The sequence below is a fragment of the Flavobacterium nitrogenifigens genome, assembly GCF_003254565.1.
GTDB lineage: Bacteria > Bacteroidota > Bacteroidia > Flavobacteriales > Flavobacteriaceae > Flavobacterium > Flavobacterium nitrogenifigens.
Map to the genome: position 1 here is coordinate 25,905 of NZ_QJRI01000172.1, position 17,480 is coordinate 43,384.

General features: G+C 35.2%; 15 protein-coding genes. 14 read left to right on the top strand and 1 reads right to left on the bottom strand.

Annotation, left to right across the window (positions count from 1 at the left end; genetic code table 11):
- Positions 1–765, bottom strand: a complete 765-nt coding sequence (locus DM397_RS09285) for an alpha/beta fold hydrolase (protein WP_111365039.1) — start codon at positions 763–765, stop codon at positions 1–3.
- Positions 766–1,143: 378 nt separating this feature from the next.
- Between DM397_RS09285 and DM397_RS09290 the strand changes: the two genes are divergently transcribed.
- From DM397_RS09290 to ftsZ, 14 genes are all read left to right on the top strand, one after another.
- On the top strand, positions 1,144–1,617 hold the full coding sequence (locus DM397_RS09290; protein ID WP_035691746.1) for a division/cell wall cluster transcriptional repressor MraZ: 474 nt from the start codon (positions 1,144–1,146) through the stop codon (positions 1,615–1,617).
- Positions 1,592–2,500 (top strand): 16S rRNA (cytosine(1402)-N(4))-methyltransferase RsmH, encoded by a 909-nt coding sequence (rsmH, locus tag DM397_RS09295; protein WP_185957094.1) that lies wholly within the window; start codon positions 1,592–1,594, stop codon positions 2,498–2,500. The genes DM397_RS09290 and rsmH overlap by 26 nt, the downstream gene beginning before the upstream one ends.
- 21 nt (positions 2,501–2,521) lie before the next feature.
- The gene (locus DM397_RS09300; protein WP_008467159.1) at positions 2,522–2,869 is read left to right on the top strand and encodes an FtsL-like putative cell division protein; all 348 of its coding nucleotides are present in this window, start codon (positions 2,522–2,524) and stop codon (positions 2,867–2,869) included.
- Complete coding sequence (locus DM397_RS09305) at positions 2,860–4,866, top strand: penicillin-binding protein (RefSeq protein ID WP_111377275.1); 2,007 nt, start codon at positions 2,860–2,862, stop codon at positions 4,864–4,866. Before DM397_RS09300 ends, DM397_RS09305 begins: the two co-directional genes overlap by 10 nt.
- Positions 4,863–6,326, top strand: a complete 1,464-nt coding sequence (locus DM397_RS09310; protein ID WP_111377276.1) for a UDP-N-acetylmuramoyl-L-alanyl-D-glutamate--2,6-diaminopimelate ligase — start codon at positions 4,863–4,865, stop codon at positions 6,324–6,326. Before DM397_RS09305 ends, DM397_RS09310 begins: the two co-directional genes overlap by 4 nt.
- A 102-nt stretch (positions 6,327–6,428) precedes the next feature.
- Positions 6,429–7,661, top strand: a complete 1,233-nt coding sequence (mraY, locus tag DM397_RS09315) for a phospho-N-acetylmuramoyl-pentapeptide-transferase (RefSeq protein WP_111377277.1) — start codon at positions 6,429–6,431, stop codon at positions 7,659–7,661.
- The gene (murD, locus tag DM397_RS09320; protein ID WP_111377278.1) at positions 7,662–8,993 is read left to right on the top strand and encodes a UDP-N-acetylmuramoyl-L-alanine--D-glutamate ligase; all 1,332 of its coding nucleotides are present in this window, start codon (positions 7,662–7,664) and stop codon (positions 8,991–8,993) included.
- A gap of 74 nt (positions 8,994–9,067) precedes the next feature.
- Positions 9,068–10,387 (top strand): FtsW/RodA/SpoVE family cell cycle protein, encoded by a 1,320-nt coding sequence (locus DM397_RS09325; protein WP_111377279.1) that lies wholly within the window; start codon positions 9,068–9,070, stop codon positions 10,385–10,387.
- Between the two features lie 15 nt (positions 10,388–10,402).
- Positions 10,403–11,494, top strand: a complete 1,092-nt coding sequence (gene murG / locus DM397_RS09330) for an undecaprenyldiphospho-muramoylpentapeptide beta-N-acetylglucosaminyltransferase (RefSeq protein ID WP_111377280.1) — start codon at positions 10,403–10,405, stop codon at positions 11,492–11,494.
- Between the two features lie 4 nt (positions 11,495–11,498).
- Positions 11,499–11,690 (top strand): hypothetical protein, encoded by a 192-nt coding sequence (locus DM397_RS09335; RefSeq protein WP_111377281.1) that lies wholly within the window; start codon positions 11,499–11,501, stop codon positions 11,688–11,690.
- 5 nt (positions 11,691–11,695) lie between these two features.
- Positions 11,696–13,045, top strand: coding sequence for a UDP-N-acetylmuramate--L-alanine ligase (gene murC, locus DM397_RS09340; RefSeq protein WP_111377282.1), 1,350 nt, complete (start codon positions 11,696–11,698; stop codon positions 13,043–13,045).
- Positions 13,032–13,754: a cell division protein FtsQ/DivIB gene (locus tag DM397_RS09345; protein WP_111377283.1), complete on the top strand. Its 723-nt coding sequence runs from the start codon at positions 13,032–13,034 to the stop codon at positions 13,752–13,754. Before murC ends, DM397_RS09345 begins: the two co-directional genes overlap by 14 nt.
- 6 nt (positions 13,755–13,760) lie before the next feature.
- Positions 13,761–15,167 carry a cell division protein FtsA gene (gene ftsA, locus DM397_RS09350; protein ID WP_111377284.1) on the top strand — a complete coding sequence of 469 codons (1,407 nt, stop codon included), beginning with the start codon at positions 13,761–13,763 and terminating at the stop codon, positions 15,165–15,167.
- A gap of 79 nt (positions 15,168–15,246) precedes the next feature.
- Complete coding sequence (gene ftsZ / locus DM397_RS09355; RefSeq protein WP_111377285.1) at positions 15,247–17,244, top strand: cell division protein FtsZ; 1,998 nt, start codon at positions 15,247–15,249, stop codon at positions 17,242–17,244.
- Positions 17,245–17,480 lie beyond the last annotated feature (236 nt).

Here is a 17,480-nt window from a genome sequence, read left to right on the forward strand (position 1 = left end):
CTAAAAATTCTTTTCAGTAAGCCATTTTTCAAGAATTTCATTGAATTCCTGAGGATGTTCCATCATTGCTGCGTGACCGCATTTGTCAATCCAGTATAAAGTTGAATTTGGTAGTAATTTATCAAATTCTTCTGCAACATTTGGAGGGGTTACAGAGTCATTACGACCCCAAATAATACAAGTTTCAACATCCATTTTTGGCAAATCTTTAGCCATATTGTGGCGAATTGCACTCTTTGCAATGGTTAAAGTTTTGATTAATTTGATCCTGTCATTAGCAGTAGCGTAAACTTCATCAATCAAATCTGGGGTTGCAATTTTTGGGTCATAAAATACAGCTTCGGCTTTTGTTTTAATGTATTCGTAATCGCCTCTTCGTGGGTAGCTGTCTCCCATTGCGCTTTCGTAAAGTCCAGAACTTCCTGTAATTACAAGTCCGGCAACTTTCTCAGGATAAAGTTTTGTATGATACAAAGCGATGTGTCCTCCTAAAGAATTTCCTAGAAGAATTACTTTGTCAAAACCTTTAAAAGTGATAAAGTCTTTTACGTATTTCGCAAAACTTTTTACGTTCGTTTTTAAAATGCTTTGGGTGTATATTGGCAAATCTGGGATAACAACTTTATATCCTTTTGTTGGGAAATATTGTGCTACACCATCAAAGTTACTTAGGCCTCCCATTAAACCATGCAGGATAACGATCGGAGTTCCTTCTCCAGCTTCGAAATAGCTGTATTTGCCTTCTTTTTTATAGTGTTTGTCCATCTAATCTAATGCCAATTTCAATTTCGACAAATATAGGGTTAATTCAACAAAAATGAATTTTTGATGTCATTTTTTAACTAGATAATTTGAGTAGAATATGTAAAAGGTTAAAAATCAGTAATTAAACGTGTATTTGTTAAAATATTCAAATGTTAAGAAACATGCATTATAATCAATTTTTTAAGAAAATTAGCGCATTATTTTTTCGAATGAATAACGTATTTAAGAATCTGTTAATTAATAGTTAACGTATTGATTGATTGCTGATTATAGAAAGTGGTAGCAAAGTGGTTAAACTTATTAACAAAGTGGTATAAAGTGGTAAAATGTGGTAATATTTTTTATATTTTTGCTGTATAACATGTTAACTAGTTTTTTTTGAACACAATTGTTGGAACATATGAGTGTAAAGTCGATGCTAAAGGAAGGCTAATGATGCCTGCGCCTTTAAAAAAGCAGTTGACGGCTTCTCTTCAAGACGGATTTGTTTTGAAGCGCTCTGTTTTTCAGCCGTGTTTAGAATTATATCCTATGGTAGAATGGGATGCAATGATGAAAAAAATCAACAAGCTTAATCGCTTTGTAAAAAAGAACAACGATTTCATTAGAAGGTTTACTGCTGGTGTTAAAGTAGTTGAGGTTGATGCACTGGGGAGATTGCTTGTTCCAAAGGATTTGGTAACGTTTGCAAGTATTTCTAAAGATGTGGTTTTTTCATCTGCGGTTAATATTGTTGAGATTTGGGACAAAGATTTATACGAGAAATCAATAAGCGGCGAAGATATGGATTTTGCAGATCTAGCCGAAGAAGTAATGGGAAATATTAATGACGACGAAGATGGAATATCATAATCCGGTTTTGCTTCATCCAACAGTAGATGGTTTAAATATTAAACCTGATGGTGTGTATGTAGATGTTACGTTTGGGGGCGGTGGTCATTCAAAAGAGATTTTAAAAAGATTAGGGCCAAACGGAAGGCTGTTTGCATTTGATCAAGACGAAGATGCGCTTGCCAATGCATTGCCAGACGAAAGGTTTACCTTGATAAATGAGAATTTTAGGTTCATAAAAAGGTTTTTACGTTTTCACGGAGTAAAAGCGGTTGACGGAATCTTGGCAGATTTGGGAGTTTCATCACATCAGTTTGATGTTCCTGAGAGAGGTTTCTCAACAAGATTTGATGCCGAGTTAGATATGCGGATGAGTCAACGAAATGATTTAAATGCTTATCGAGTGGTTAACGAATATGAAGAACAGGATTTACGTCGTGTTTTTTTTGATTATGGGGAGTTGAAAAATGCGCCAGTTTTGGCAAGAACAATTGTTGAGGCGAGAAAAGATTACCCAATCAAAACGACTGAAGAATTAAAAGAAGTTCTGAAAAAATTTTTGCCAGAGAAAGTTCGAAACAAAGTATTGGCTCAGATTTATCAAGCAATCAGAATTGAAGTAAATCAAGAAATGGATGTTCTTAAAGAATTTATAGAACAGTCATTGGAGATTTTAAAACCGGGAGGAAGATTTTCTGTAATCTCTTACCATTCTTTAGAAGATCGTTTGGTAAAAAGATTCATAAAAAACGGAATGTTTGAAGGAGAACCTGAAAGAGATTTTTACGGAAACTTTTCAGTTCCATTTAAAACTATCGGAAAACTTATTGTTCCAGACAACGAAGAAATCAAGATTAATAATAGAGCAAGAAGTGCCAAATTAAGAGTCGCAGAAAAGCTATAATATATATTAAGGTAGGAAATAATGAAAAGTGGTGTATTTAGCATATTAAAAGCAAGATTCCTGATTCATGAAGATGCAGTAAAAAATTGGCGATTTATTGTCTTTATAATTCTGCTGGCCATTTTGATGATTGCCAATACACAGCGATATGAACAAAAGGTTTTTGAAATCGCGAAGTTAAATAATGAAGTAAAAGAACTGAGATCGGAATTTGTAGATCGACGTTCAGAATTGATGAAGTTAAAAATGGAGTCAACTATTTCGGATAAAATGTTAGAAAAACAAATTTTTCCGTCGACGGTTCCTCCAGTGAAAATAGAAGTTAAAAAAGAAGAAGAAAAAAGTTTCTTTAAAAGAATATGGCAGTAGAAGATAAACATATATCCTACAGAATTTACCTCGTAGCAGTTTTCATCTTTTTGATGGCAATTGCTATTGTTGTTAAATTGACCAATATTCAATGGGTTGAAGGAGATTATTACAGAAAACTGGCAAAACAGCGTACGGTAAGAAACTTTGTGATTCCTGCCAATAAAGGAAATATTTATTCTGCTGATGGAAGTTTGCTGGCAACATCAATTCCGAATTATGAAATTCGTTTTGATGCCAAAACGCCAAAAAAAGAAACGTTTGAGAAGTATGTAAAACCATTATCAGATTCTCTGGCGACAGTTTTAGATAAGCCAAGCAGTTATTTCCAGAAAGAATTGCGAAAAGCACGCGAAAATAAAAACCGCTATTATTTGATTGCACGCAATTTGAGTTATACTGAATATGTGAAAATTAAAGGTTTTCCATTATTCAATTTAGGAGCTTTCAAAGGTGGAATTATAGTTGAGCAAGAAACGGTTAGAAAACACCCAATCGGGAAAATTGCAGAAAGAACAATTGGTTACGACCGTATTGATCCTGCAACTGGAGTAGAAGTTGGAAAAGGAATTGAATGGGCTTTTAAAAGTTATTTGAACGGAAAAGACGGTAAAATTTTAAAGCAGAAAATCGCAAAAGGACAGTGGAAACCAATTCGTGATGTAAACGAAGTAGATCCAATTGATGGTTACGATGTGATTTCGACTATAGATGTTTTTATTCAAGATATTGCGCACCACGCTTTGTTGAAACAATTGGAAGATTACGAAGCAGATCACGGTTGTGTGGTAGTAATGGAAACGGAAACAGGATACATAAAAGCGATTTCAAATTTAGGAAGAGCAGAAGATGGTTCTTATTATGAAACCACAAATTATGCTGTTGCTGAATCTCACGAGCCTGGATCGACTTTTAAATTAGTTGATTTAATGGCGATTTTAGAAGATAAAGTAGCTGATACAAGTACAGTTTACGATAGTCACGGTGGGGAAATCAGATACTATGGAAGAGCTGTTCGCGATTCGCATAAAGGTGGTTACGGGAAAGTTACTTTAGCACGCGGATTTGAACTTTCATCAAATACGGTAATGGTACAAGCGGTCTATGATAATTACAAAAGTAACCCGCGTAAGTTTGTAAATCATATTAATGATTTAGGTTTAAATAAGCCATTAGGATTGCATTTTAAAGGAGAAGGAAGACCTTATGTTCCACAGCCTGGAGACAAACATTGGTCAGGAACTACACTTCCGTGGATGGCTTTTGGATATAACGTTTCGGTTACGCCAATGCAGACTTTAACTTTGTATAATGCCGTTGCGAATAATGGGGTAATGGTAAAACCACAATTTGTATCAGAAATTAAAGAATGGAACAAAACCATTAAAAAGTTTGATACAGAAGTAATGAATCCAAAGGTTTGTTCGCCAGAAACACTAAAAAAAGTAAAAGCAGTTTTGGCGAATGTGGTAAAAAAAGGAACAGGTTCTAAGTTGTATTCAAAAGATTTTTCGATGGCAGGAAAAACAGGAACGGCTATGGTAAATTATGGTAATGCAGGAAGAGAAGGAATGTATTACGCTTCTTCTTTTGCAGGCTATTTTCCGGCAGATCATCCTAAATATTCTTGTATCGTGGTGGTTCATAAACCAAATACATCTAGAAATAACTATTATGGAGCAGATGTTGCTGGACCGGTTTTCAAAAGAATTGCTCAAAAGATTTTTACAGATGCGCCTTCAACAAATAAGATTAAAAAATTAGACACTAGAATTCCAAAACAGGATGCTAGTTATGATAAATACACGGCTGAAGCTAATAAAAAGCTTAATCAGATTCCTAATTTAAAAGGAATGCCGGGAATGGACGCGATTGCTTTGCTGGAGAATTTAGGTTTGAAAGTAAAAGTAAATGGAATGGGGAAAGTAAAAAATCAATCGATTCAAGCTGGAACCAGTATTAGCAAAAACACAACAATTGTATTAGAATTATCGTGAAAGTATTAAAAGACATATTATATAAAGTAGCTATTGAATCTGTAAAAGGTTCAACAGATATTGCTATTTCTAAAATTGAATTTGATTCACGTAAGATTGAAGCAAATGATGTTTTTGTTGCAATCAGAGGCTCGCTTTCAGATGGACATGATTACATAGAGAAAGCAATTCAGCTAGGAGCAAAAGCAATTATTTGCGATACGCTTCCAGCAAATACGGCCAATGAGGTAACTTATATTCAAGTAAAAGATACCAATACCGCTTTGGCTTTTATGGCTGCTAATTATTTTGGAGATCCATCTGCAAAATTAAAATTAGTTGGTGTAACCGGAACAAACGGAAAAACGACAATTGCTTCATTATTGTTTCAGTTGTTTCAAAAGGCAGGTTTTAAAGTTGGATTATTATCAACAGTAAAAATCGTAGTAGATCAAACGGAATATCCTGCAACGCATACAACACCAGATTCTTTAACGATTAATCATTATTTAAATGAAATGGTTGAATCTGGAGTTACGCATTGTTTTATGGAGGTTAGTTCGCATGGAATTCACCAAAAACGTACAGAAGCTTTGCATTTTGTGGGCGGAATTTTCACGAATCTTTCTCACGATCATTTAGATTATCATCCAACATTTGCTGAATATAGAGATGTTAAAAAATCATTTTTTGATTCACTTCCCAAATCAGCTTTTGTTTTATCGAACATTGATGATAAAAACGGTTCTGTAATGCTTCAGAATACCGTGGCTAAAAAACTGACTTATGCTTTAAAATCTTATGCAGATTATAGAGCTCAGATTTTAGAAAGCCAATTGTCTGGATTATTATTAAAAATCAATGACAATGAGGTTTGGGTAAAACTGATTGGTACATTCAACGCATACAATGTTTTAGCTATTTATGGAACTGCTGTAGAGTTAGGTATTGATAGCTTAGAAGCGTTGCGTTTACTGTCTGATTTAGAAAGTGTTTCAGGTCGTTTTCAGTATATCGTATCAGATAGCGGAATTACTGCTGTTGTAGATTACGCACATACGCCAGATGCATTGGAAAATGTTTTGAAAACGATAAATGATATCCGCACAAAAAACGAGCAATTGATTACTGTAGTTGGTTGTGGAGGAAATCGTGATAAAACAAAGCGTCCGATAATGGCAAAGATTGCTTCGGATATGAGTGATAAAGCAGTTCTGACTTCGGATAATCCAAGAAATGAAGATCCAGAAGTTATTTTGGATGAAATGGAACAGGGAGTTGAGCCACACAACTATAAAAAAATGCTGCGAATTACAGATAGAAAACAGGCAATCAAAACAGCTTGTCAATTGGCTCAGCCTAAAGATATTATTCTAATCGCAGGAAAAGGTCATGAAACGTATCAGGAAATAAACGGTGTTCGCCATCATTTTGATGATATGGAAACGGTAAAAGAAATTTTAGAACAACTAAATAAATAACAAAAAGGAAATTCCAAATTTCAAATCCCAATAAAATTGGATTTTGGGTTTTAAAAAATTGGAATTTAATTCGAGATTGGAATTTAAAAAAAATAGAAAAATATGCTGTACTATTTATTTGAATATTTTGATAAAACATTGGATCTTCCGGGAACAGGAGTTTTCCAGTACATCACATTTAGATCAGCTTTGGCATTTATGCTTTCGTTGCTTTTGTCGACTATTTATGGTAAAAGGGTAATCAACTTTTTGCGTCGTCAGCAAGTAGGAGAGACTGTACGAGAGCTTGGTCTTGCAGGTCAAAACGAAAAAGCGGGTACACCAACAATGGGTGGATTAATTATCATTTTTGCTACTCTTATTCCAGTTTTGTTATTTGCAAGATTGCATAACATTTATATTGTTTTGCTGATTGTAACGACATTATGGATGGGGACAATTGGTTTTGTTGATGATTACATCAAGATATTCAAAAAAGATAAGCAAGGATTAAAAGGAATTTTTAAAGTAATTGGTCAAGTTGGTCTTGGAATCATCGTTGGGGCAGTGCTTTATTTTAATCCGGCAGTTACAGTAAGAACGGATACTGGACGTACAGATGTATTTAAAGCGGCAGCAAATTCAACAGTTGTTGTTCCTGCTGGTGTTGAAGAAAAGTCTACAGCAACCACAATTCCTTTCGTGAAAAACAACGAATTTGACTATGCTGAAGTTTTGTCTTTTATGGGTGATGGATATGAAAAATGGGCTTGGCTAGTATTTATTCCAGTAGTAATTTTTATTATCACGGCAGTTTCAAACGGAGCAAATTTAACAGATGGTATCGACGGACTCGCCGCAGGGACCTCCGCAATATCCGTCCTCGCGCTCGGGATTTTTACATTCGTTTCAGGTAATATTATTTTCTCGAATTATCTAAACATTATGTATATCCCAAATTCGGGAGAAATGACGGTTTTTATTTCTGCCTTTGTTGGTGCTCTAATCGGATTTCTTTGGTACAACTCATATCCAGCATCGGTTTTTATGGGAGATACAGGAAGTTTGACTATTGGTGGAATCATCGCGGTTTTAGCAATTGCAGTTCGTAAAGAAATATTGATTGTTTTATTCTGTGGAATTTTCTTAGCAGAAAGTGCTTCAGTAATTATTCAGGTAACTTATTTTAAATATACGAAGAAGCGTTTCGGTGAAGGACGAAGAATTTTCCTGATGTCGCCACTTCATCATCATTATCAGAAAAAGGGATATCACGAAAGTAAAATCGTAACCCGATTCTGGATTGTAGCTGTAATGTTAGCCATATTGTCAATCATTACCCTAAAATTAAGATAAATGAGATTAGTAGTTTTAGGAGGAGGAGAAAGCGGGGTAGGAACCGCGATCCTCGGGAAGAAACAAGGATATGAGGTTTTTGTATCCGATTTCGGAAAAATAAAAGAGAGTTATAAAGAAGTTCTTATCATTAATAAAATAGCCTGGGAAGAGGAGCAGCATACAGAAGATTTAATTCTAAATGCTGATGTGGTAATGAAAAGCCCTGGGATTCCTGATAAATCTCCGATAGTAAAAAAACTCGTCGCGGCAGGAATTAAAGTGATTTCGGAAATAGAATTTGCGATTCCTTACACAGAAGCAATGACGATTGGGATTACAGGAAGTAATGGTAAAACGACCACCACAATGCTCACGCACCACTTGCTGAAATATGCAGGATTAAATGTAGGATTGGGAGGAAATATTGGAAAAAGCTTCGCCTGGCAGGTGGCGGAAAATAAATTTGATGCCTACGTTCTTGAATTAAGCAGTTTTCAGTTAGATGGAATAATAAATTACAGACCCGATATTGCGATAATAACCAATATAAGTCCGGACCATTTAGATCGATACGAATATAAATATGAAAATTATATTAATTCGAAGTTCCGAGTAACGATGAACCAGACTGAAAATGACTATCTCATTTACGATGCAGATGATGAAGCAAGCACAGAATGGTTAAAGAAGAACAAAACAAAAGCAAAACTAATTCCTTTTTCATTGACGAAAAAATTTGATGAAGGGGCTTCTATAAATAACAACAAAATGGAAATAAAGATCAACCAAGAAGAGTTTACAATGGATACAGAACACATTGCGTTAGAAGGAAAACATAATATGAAAAACGCCATGGCAGCAAGCTCTGTAGCTAAATTGATGCAAATTAGAAATGCAACGATTCGTGAAAGTCTATCTAATTTCCAAGGTGTTGAACACCGTTTAGAAAAAGTATTAAAAATACAGAACGTTCAATATATCAACGATTCAAAAGCAACAAACGTAAATGCTACTTTCTTTGCTTTAGACAGTATGAATGCGCCAACTGTATGGATTGTTGGAGGTGTTGATAAAGGAAACGATTACAACGAATTAATGTCTTTAGTACGCGAAAAAGTAAAAGCAATTATCTGTCTTGGAATTGATAACCGTAAAATTATCGATGCTTTTGGAAACGTTGTAGATATTATGGTTGAAGTAAACAATATGAATGACGCAGTAAAAACTGCTCAAAGATTAACAGAAAAAGGCGATGTAGTTTTATTGTCTCCAGCCTGCGCGAGTTTCGATTTATTCGAAAACTACGAAGACCGTGGAAAACAATTTAAACAAGCTGTCCACAACTTATAAAAAAGAGTTTCAAGTTTCATGTTTCAAGTTGTAACGTGAAACCTGAAACAAGAATAACCTGAAACGAAAGAATTATGAAAGAGCTGGTAAACAAACTAAAAGGAGATAGAGTAATATGGTCATTTGTGGCTTTATTGGCTTTGTTTTCGTTTATGCCTGTTTTTAGTGCAAGTAGTAATCTGGCGTATATAGGTCATGGAACTGGGAATACATTGGGGTATTTGGTAAAACATCTGGCTCACGTTTGTATTGGTTTCTTGATTATTTACTGGGTTCATAAAGTGCCATATCATTATTTTAGAGCAATTTCGAAAATTGCGCTTCCAGTGGTTTGGCTTTTGTTGTTGTACACCTTATTGAAAGGAACAGTAATCGCGGGAGCAAATGCGAGCCGTTGGATTCAGGTGCCGTTCATTGGAATTACGTTTCAGACTTCGACTTTAGCGGCAAGCGTATTGTTTATTTACGTTGCGCGTTATCTGTCGAAAACCAAAGAAGAAAACGAGCCGTTTCAAACCTCGTTTATTCAGCTTTGGGTTCCGGTATTTATCACTTTGGCCTTAATATTGCCAGCCAACTTTTCGACCACAGCGTTGATATTTTCAATGGTAATGATGCTTACGTTTATTGGTAAATATCCATTAAAATATATTGCTTTTATCATAGGATCGGGAATTGCAATGTTGGCTTTTTTCCTTTTGGTGGCAAAAGCATTTCCAGATTCAAGATTCTTCAGTAGGGTTTCAACGTGGGAAAGTCGTATTATGAACTTTACAACCGATAAGCCAGACGAAGATGATTATCAGATTGAAAAAGCAAAAATTGCAATCGCATCTGGAAGATTAGGCGGATTAGGACCAGGAAAAAGTGTTCAGAAAAATTTCTTGCCACAGTCATCTTCAGATTTTATTTATGCAATTGTAGTAGAAGAATATGGTTTAGTTGGCGGAGTTGCAATATTGGTTCTGTACTTATTGTTATTGTTCCGATTTGTTATAGCATCGCATAAAGCGAATACGCTTTTTGGAAAACTAGTCGTCGTTGGCCTCGGATTTCCGATGATATTTCAGGCAATGATTAATATGGCGGTTGCAGTAGAGTTATTGCCAGTAACAGGGCAGACGCTTCCGCTGATAAGTTCTGGAGGTAGTTCTATCTGGATGACATGTTTCTCTCTCGGAATTATTATTAGTGTAACGAAGAAAGAAGAAGAAATTGCCGAAGAGCAAGAAGAAAAAGCAAGAAGAAAAGAAGCGCTTCAAAGATTAATAGATAAAGAATTGGCTGAAGAAGATTTGGCTAGCAATGAAAAAGAAGAGATTTACGAAGAAGAAGCTTTGTATTCTATCGAAGATAATTCAAGAAATCCGATGAATGCAGTTTTGAACAAATAAAAGGATCGAATAGTTATGACAAAGTATAAATTCATACTTAGCGGAGGTGGAACAGGAGGGCATATCTATCCTGCAATTGCGATTGCAAATGAATTAAAATTACAATTTCCTGATGCAGAATTTCTTTTTGTAGGTGCCAAAGATAAAATGGAAATGCAGAAAGTGCCTCAGGCAGGTTACGAAATAAAAGGTCTTTGGATTGCTGGATTGCAGCGAAAATTGACTTTGCAGAATTTAATGTTTCCGTTAAAATTGGCGAGCAGTTTATTGGAATCAAAAAGAATAATTAGAAAGTTCAAGCCAGATGTAGTAATCGGAACGGGTGGTTTTGCCAGTGGGCCATTATTGCAAGCGGCAGGTTCGGCTGGAATTCCAACAGTGGTTCAAGAGCAGAATTCTTATCCAGGTATAACAAATAAATTGTTGAGCAAAAAGGCAAATGCAATTTGTGTGGCGTATCAAAATTTAGAGCGTTTTTTCCCGAAAGAAAAAATTGTTTTAACAGGGAATCCAGTTCGTCAGGATTTGATTGATATCGAAAGTAAACGAGAGGAAGCAATTGCTTTTTATGGTTTAGACCCAAATAAGAAAACATTACTGGTTTTAGGAGGGAGTTTAGGAGCGAGAAGAATCAATCAGTTAATCGAAAAAGAATTGCAAAATTTTCTTTCGCAAGACGTTCAGGTAATCTGGCAATGTGGGAAGCTATATTTTGAAGAATACAAAAACTACAATCAGCCAAATGTAAAAGTGGTTGATTTTATTGAAAGAATGGATTTTGTTTACGCAGCATCAGATGTCATAATTTCACGTGCAGGTGCTTCGTCGGTGTCAGAATTATGCATTGTTGGAAAACCAGTGATTTTTATTCCATCGCCGAATGTGGCTGAGGATCACCAAACTAAAAATGCGCAGGCAATTGTAGACGAAAAAGGTGCGATTTTGTTGAAAGAATCTGAGCTTGATAGTCAGTTTAGCATTGTTTTTGAAGCGCTGCTGAAAGATCACGGAAAACAGAAACAATTAAGTGATAATATTAAAAAATTAGCTATGCCAAAAGCAACTCAGGCTATTGTTGCTGAGATTGTGAAATTGATAAATAAGTAATTAAATGAATTATATTCTAATTATTTTTCTTCTGTTTATTGTTTTAATTGGTGTAGCATATTATTATGATTTTAAAAAGAATAAAAGATATTTCAAAAAGTCTATAAGAGACATTCTGTCTTTGATAGTAATTGTTTTGGGAGTTTATATTCTTTCAGAATTAGGAAATAAAGTTTTAGAATATTTTTATAAATAAAGAAAATGAATTTAAATCAAATACAAAACGTTTATTTTATTGGTATCGGAGGTATCGGAATGAGTGCTCTGGCTCGTTATTTCAAGTTTATTGGAAAACAAGTTTCAGGTTACGACAAAACACCTTCTATGCTGACTAGTGAATTGATTGAAAGTGGTATTGATATTCATTTTGAAGATAATATAAATTTAATTCCAACGGATTATTTTGTTGAAAATACACTGGTAATCTACACACCAGCGGTTCCAAAAACTCATTCAGAATGGAATTATTTTATTGAAAGAAATTTTGAGGTTAAAAAACGTGCCGAAGTTCTCGGAATTATAAGTAGAGATACTTTCTGTTTTGCAGTTGCTGGAACACACGGAAAAACAACAACGTCAAGTATTTTGGGGCATATTTTGTTTCAAAGTGGTGCTGATGTAACAGCTTTCATTGGTGGAATTGTTGAGAATTATAATTCTAATTTAATCGGAAGCGGAAAAACCGTAACAGTTGTCGAAGCAGATGAATTTGACAGATCGTTTTTGCATTTGCGTCCAGATATCGCTTGTGTGACTTCTATGGATGCGGATCATTTGGATATTTATGGAACTAGCGATGCTATTCAAGCTTCGTTTAGAGAATTTGCTTCAAAAGTCGAAGATAAAAATAATCTTTTTATAACCAAAGAATTGCCTTTAGACGGTGTTCAATGTGCTATAAATGAAGATGCTGTATATAAGGCTTATAATGTTCGAATCGAAGATGGGGCTTATGTTTTTGACGTGCAAACGCCGTCAGAAATTATGAAGGACTTGCGTTTCGGATTGCCTGGAAAACACAATTTAATGAATGGATTGATGGCTATTGCGATGGCTAAAACTTTCGGCACCCCGACCGATTCTATTGCAAAAGCCATTGCTTCATTCAACGGAATCAGAAGACGTTTTTCGTATCAGATTAAGAGCGAAAATTTAGTGTATATTGATGATTATGCGCATCATCCAACAGAAATAAACGCTGTTCATCAGGCAGTTAGAGAATTATATCCGGGACGTAAAGTTTTAGCGATTTTCCAACCGCACCTGTTCAGCAGAACAAGAGATTTCGTTGACGGATTTGCCGAAAGCTTATCGCAGTTTGATGAAGTGTTTTTGATGGATATTTACCCTGCAAGAGAGCTTCCGATGGAAGGAGTGACTTCTGAGTGGCTCTTGGGTAAAATGACAAATTCGAACAAAAAAATTGTTGCAAAAGAAAATTTATTAGGTGAAATCAAAGCCAGCGATGCGCCTATTATTGTAACAATTGGAGCTGGTGATCTGGGAGAGATGGTTCCGTCAATTAAAAAGGTTTTAAATGAAAATATTTAATTGGGCAAATATAAGATTAGTACTTATTTTCGGACTGGTTTTGTTTCTATATTCCTTCGCGCAACATCGAAATGGCGATCGAAAATTGAAAAAATCGATGGTTGTTTTTGTAGGAGAAAATACGCTTTTTGTGAAGCCAGAAACGGTTAATAAATTGTTGATAGAAAATAAAAGAGACGCTTCCAGTATTAGAAAAGATGAAGTAGATTTGAATAAGATAGAGAAAACCCTCGATACGCAAGAGATGATTGAGAAGTCAAATGTTTTTGTAAGTATCGATGGAGTTCTAAAAGCAGTAGTAAAACAGAAGACGCCCATAGCAAGAGTTTATGATGGCGCCGCTTCTTTTTATATTGACTATGAGGGTAATAAAATGCCCTTGTCGGACAATTTCACTGCGCGAGTTCCTCTTGTTTCAGGGGCAATAAATGAAAAAAATAACGAAGATTTAGCAGCTTTATTTCGCACAATTTATGACGATGCGTTTTTGAAAAAAAACATCATTGCTATAGAGATTATGCCGAATGGAAGCTTAAAAATGTTTAATCGTAACTATGATTACTTCATAGATTTTGGCAGAACGATGAATGTTGATAAGAAATTTAGAAACTATAAAGCTTTCTTTCAAAAAGCGGTTTTAGATAGTTCGTTATACAAATACAAAAAAATTGACCTTAGGTTTACGGAACAAGTAGTTTGCACTAAATAATAGAAAATGGAAAAAGATAACATTGCAGTAGGTCTAGATATTGGAACAACCAAAATCGTTGCCATGATTGGCAAAAAAAATGAATATGGTAAGTTGGAGATTTTGGGCATTGGCAAATCCAAAAGTTTGGGTGTTGCCAGAGGAGTAGTAAACAACATTACGCAGACGATACAATCGATACAGCAAGCGATAATCGAAGCAGAAAATAATTCAGGATACAAAATAAAAGATGTGGTTGTGGGTATTGCCGGACAGCACATCAGAAGTATACAGCATACCGATTACATCAGCAGAAATAATCCAGAAGAAGTAATTGGGGAAAAAGATATTCAGCTCCTAATCGATCAGGTAAATAAACTGGCGATGTTACCGGGAGAAGAAATTATTCACGTTTTACCGCAAGAATTTAAAATAGACGGGCAATCTGAAATTAAAGAGCCAATCGGAATGTACGGCGGAAGATTAGAATCTAGTTTTCACGTTGTAGTGGGTCAGGCATCTTCAATCAGAAACGTTGGAAGATGTATTCAGAGTTCAGGAATTGAATTGTCTGGATTGACATTAGAGCCATTAGCTTCGGCTGATGCTGTTTTAAGTCAGGAAGAAAAAGAAGCTGGTGTTGCGCTTATCGATATTGGAGGCGGGACAACAGATTTAGCTATTTTCAAAGATGGTATCATTCGTCATACAGCTGTAATTCCTTTTGGAGGAAACGTAATTACAGATGATATCAAAGAAGGATGTTCGATTATTGAAAAACAAGCTGAACTTTTAAAGATAAAATTCGGATCTGCTTGGCCAGGGGAAAATAAAGACAACGAGATTGTTTCAATCCCAGGTTTAAGAGGAAGAGAGCCCAAAGAGATTTCGCTTAAAAACTTATCTAAAATTATCCATGCAAGAGTTGTGGAAATTGTAGAACAGGTTTTTGCTGAGATTAAAGCTTACGGACACGAAGATCCTCGTAAAAAACTAATCGCTGGAATTGTATTAACAGGTGGGGGTGCACAATTAAAGCACATTAAACAGCTGGTAGAATACATTACAGGAATGGATACTAGAATTGGTTATCCGAACGAGCATTTGGCAGGAAACTCTAGTGAAGAAATCTCTAGCCCGCTATATGCAACCGCAGTAGGATTAGTAATGAATAGTATTGAAAACAGTTCGCAAAGTGCGATTAGAATGGAAATGGTTCAAGAACAGCCAAAAATTGTTTACAGAACTGCTCCGCCAGTACAGCGATACGAAGTAGAAGAAAACTACGTTGAGAAAGTAGAAACCATTGAAGAACCTAGAGAAACCGTAAGTCAAAGGGTGCCTAAAAATGAATCTACTGAGACCAAAATAAGAAGATCATTTTTTGATCGATATGTCGACAAAATCAAAGAATTTTTAGACAACGCAGAATAATAAAAAGAGAAGGATTATTTCTTGCCCCAAGTCAAGAAGTAAAAAATGTACTTAATAAGAATTTCAAAAAACCAAAAAGATGATGAGCAACTCAGAATTTGGAAGTATTTCATTTGATTTACCAAAAAATCAATCAAATGTAATCAAAGTAATAGGTGTAGGTGGAGGCGGAAGTAACGCAATTAACCACATGTTCAAACAAGGTATTAAAGGCGTAGATTTTATCGTTTGTAATACCGATTCGCAAGCGCTTCAAAATAGTTCGGTACCTAATAAAATTCAGTTAGGAGTTAATTTAACTGAAGGGTTAGGAGCAGGAGCAAACCCAGACGTTGGACAGCAGTCGGCAATCGAAAGTATTTCGGATATTGAAAAAATGTTGGATAAGAATACTAAGATGGTATTTATCACTGCTGGTATGGGTGGAGGAACTGGAACTGGTGCAGCTCCGGTAATTGCTCAATTAGCAAAAGAAAGAGAAATATTAACAGTTGGTATCGTGACCATTCCGTTTCAATTTGAAGGGAAAGTGCGTCAGGAGCAAGCGATTATTGGAATTGAGAAATTGCGTAAGCAGGTCGATTCTTTAATTGTAATCAACAACAATAAATTAAGAGAAGTATACGGAAATCTTGGCTTTAAAGCAGGATTCTCTAAAGCGGATGAAGTTTTGGCAACAGCCTCTAGAGGTATTGCCGAAGTAATTACGCACCACTATACGCAAAATATCGATTTACGTGACGCGAAAACTGTTTTGGCTAACAGCGGTACTGCGATCATGGGATCTTCTGTGGCTGAAGGCGACAACAGAGCTAAAGATGCTATTGTTTCAGCGTTAGATTCTCCATTGTTAAATGACAATAAAATTACGGGTGCCAAAAACGTATTGTTGCTTATCGTTTCTGGAACTAATGAGATTACTCTTGACGAAATTGGAGAAATCAACGACCACATTCAAGACGAAGCTGGTTACAATGCAAATATCATTATGGGGGTTGGTGAAGACGAAACTCTTGGTGAAGCTATTGCTGTAACTATTATCGCTACAGGTTTTGATGTAGAACAACAAAATGAAATTGTAAATACAGAGCCAAAGAAAATCATTCATACGTTAGAAGATGAGCAGAGAAGTGTTCATAATTTAACAAACAAACCACTTGCTTCTTTTGATTTAACTGTTGATACACCGACAGCAAAAGTAGAAGATAAAGTTGTTTTTGATTTGATTGACGATGATGAAACCTTTACTCCAACTGCACAAGCTGTTGCTCCAGCAATTAATCAGGAAGAGTTAGTGGTGATGTCTGAGTTTATCAAAAATCTAGATGTAACTTTCGAAATTGTTTCGCCAATTACAGATATCGATTTTACAATTTCATCTCCTGAGGCACCAGCTGTTCAACAAGTTCAGCAAGTACAGCAACAACAGCCATTCCAGCCAGTGCAACAACAAAGAGTTTTCGAAAAAGAAGAACAAACAGCTTTCTCTTTTGATCTTCCTTTGTTTAAGCAAGAGCCTGTAAAAAGAGAGCCAGTTGTTGAGGATAATAGAGTTTTGTTTGAATTGACAAATGAAACTCGTGATATTAAAGTAAACGATCCAGTACAATTTGTTCCTGTAACTGAAGTTTCAGACAACGGAATTATTAAATATTCTTTAGAAGAATATATGGAAGTTGAAAATGATTTATTAGCTTCTAAACCAGTTGAAAAAGTAGTTGAGCCTACAATTCCAGAAGAATTAAATATTACATTGAAACAAAGAGTTGATTTTGCAAGTCAGCCAGATATTTCAACAACTTCTGAAGTTTCTCCTTTAGAATTAACTATTGAAGAAACATTGCGTTTAAGAGCAGAAGAAAGAAGAAAGAAACTAAAAGAATTTAACTATAAATTCCACAACAATGTTTCTAGAATTGATGAGTTGGAAAAAGAGCCAGCTTACAAAAGATTAGGAATAGATTTGTCTAATTCTCAGTCTAATAATACAAATTCTAGAATCTCTGTTGGAACAGACAGTAATAATGATTTACAATTACGTTCAAACAATTCATTTTTGCACGATAATGTAGATTAATTTTTAGAATCATAATATTAGGTAACCCGAAAATTGGATTTAATTTTCGGGTTATTTTTTTTATCTTCGCACAGAATTTCAAAATTTGACTTTTAAATAGTACTTTTAAAATAATATTGTCACCCTGAGCGTAGTCGAAGGACTTCTTGTCGGAAAGGGCTTCGACTCCGCTCAGCCTGACAAACTATAGTAATAGTCGAGAACAAATTCCAAATTAATAGATCAATTAATAAGCG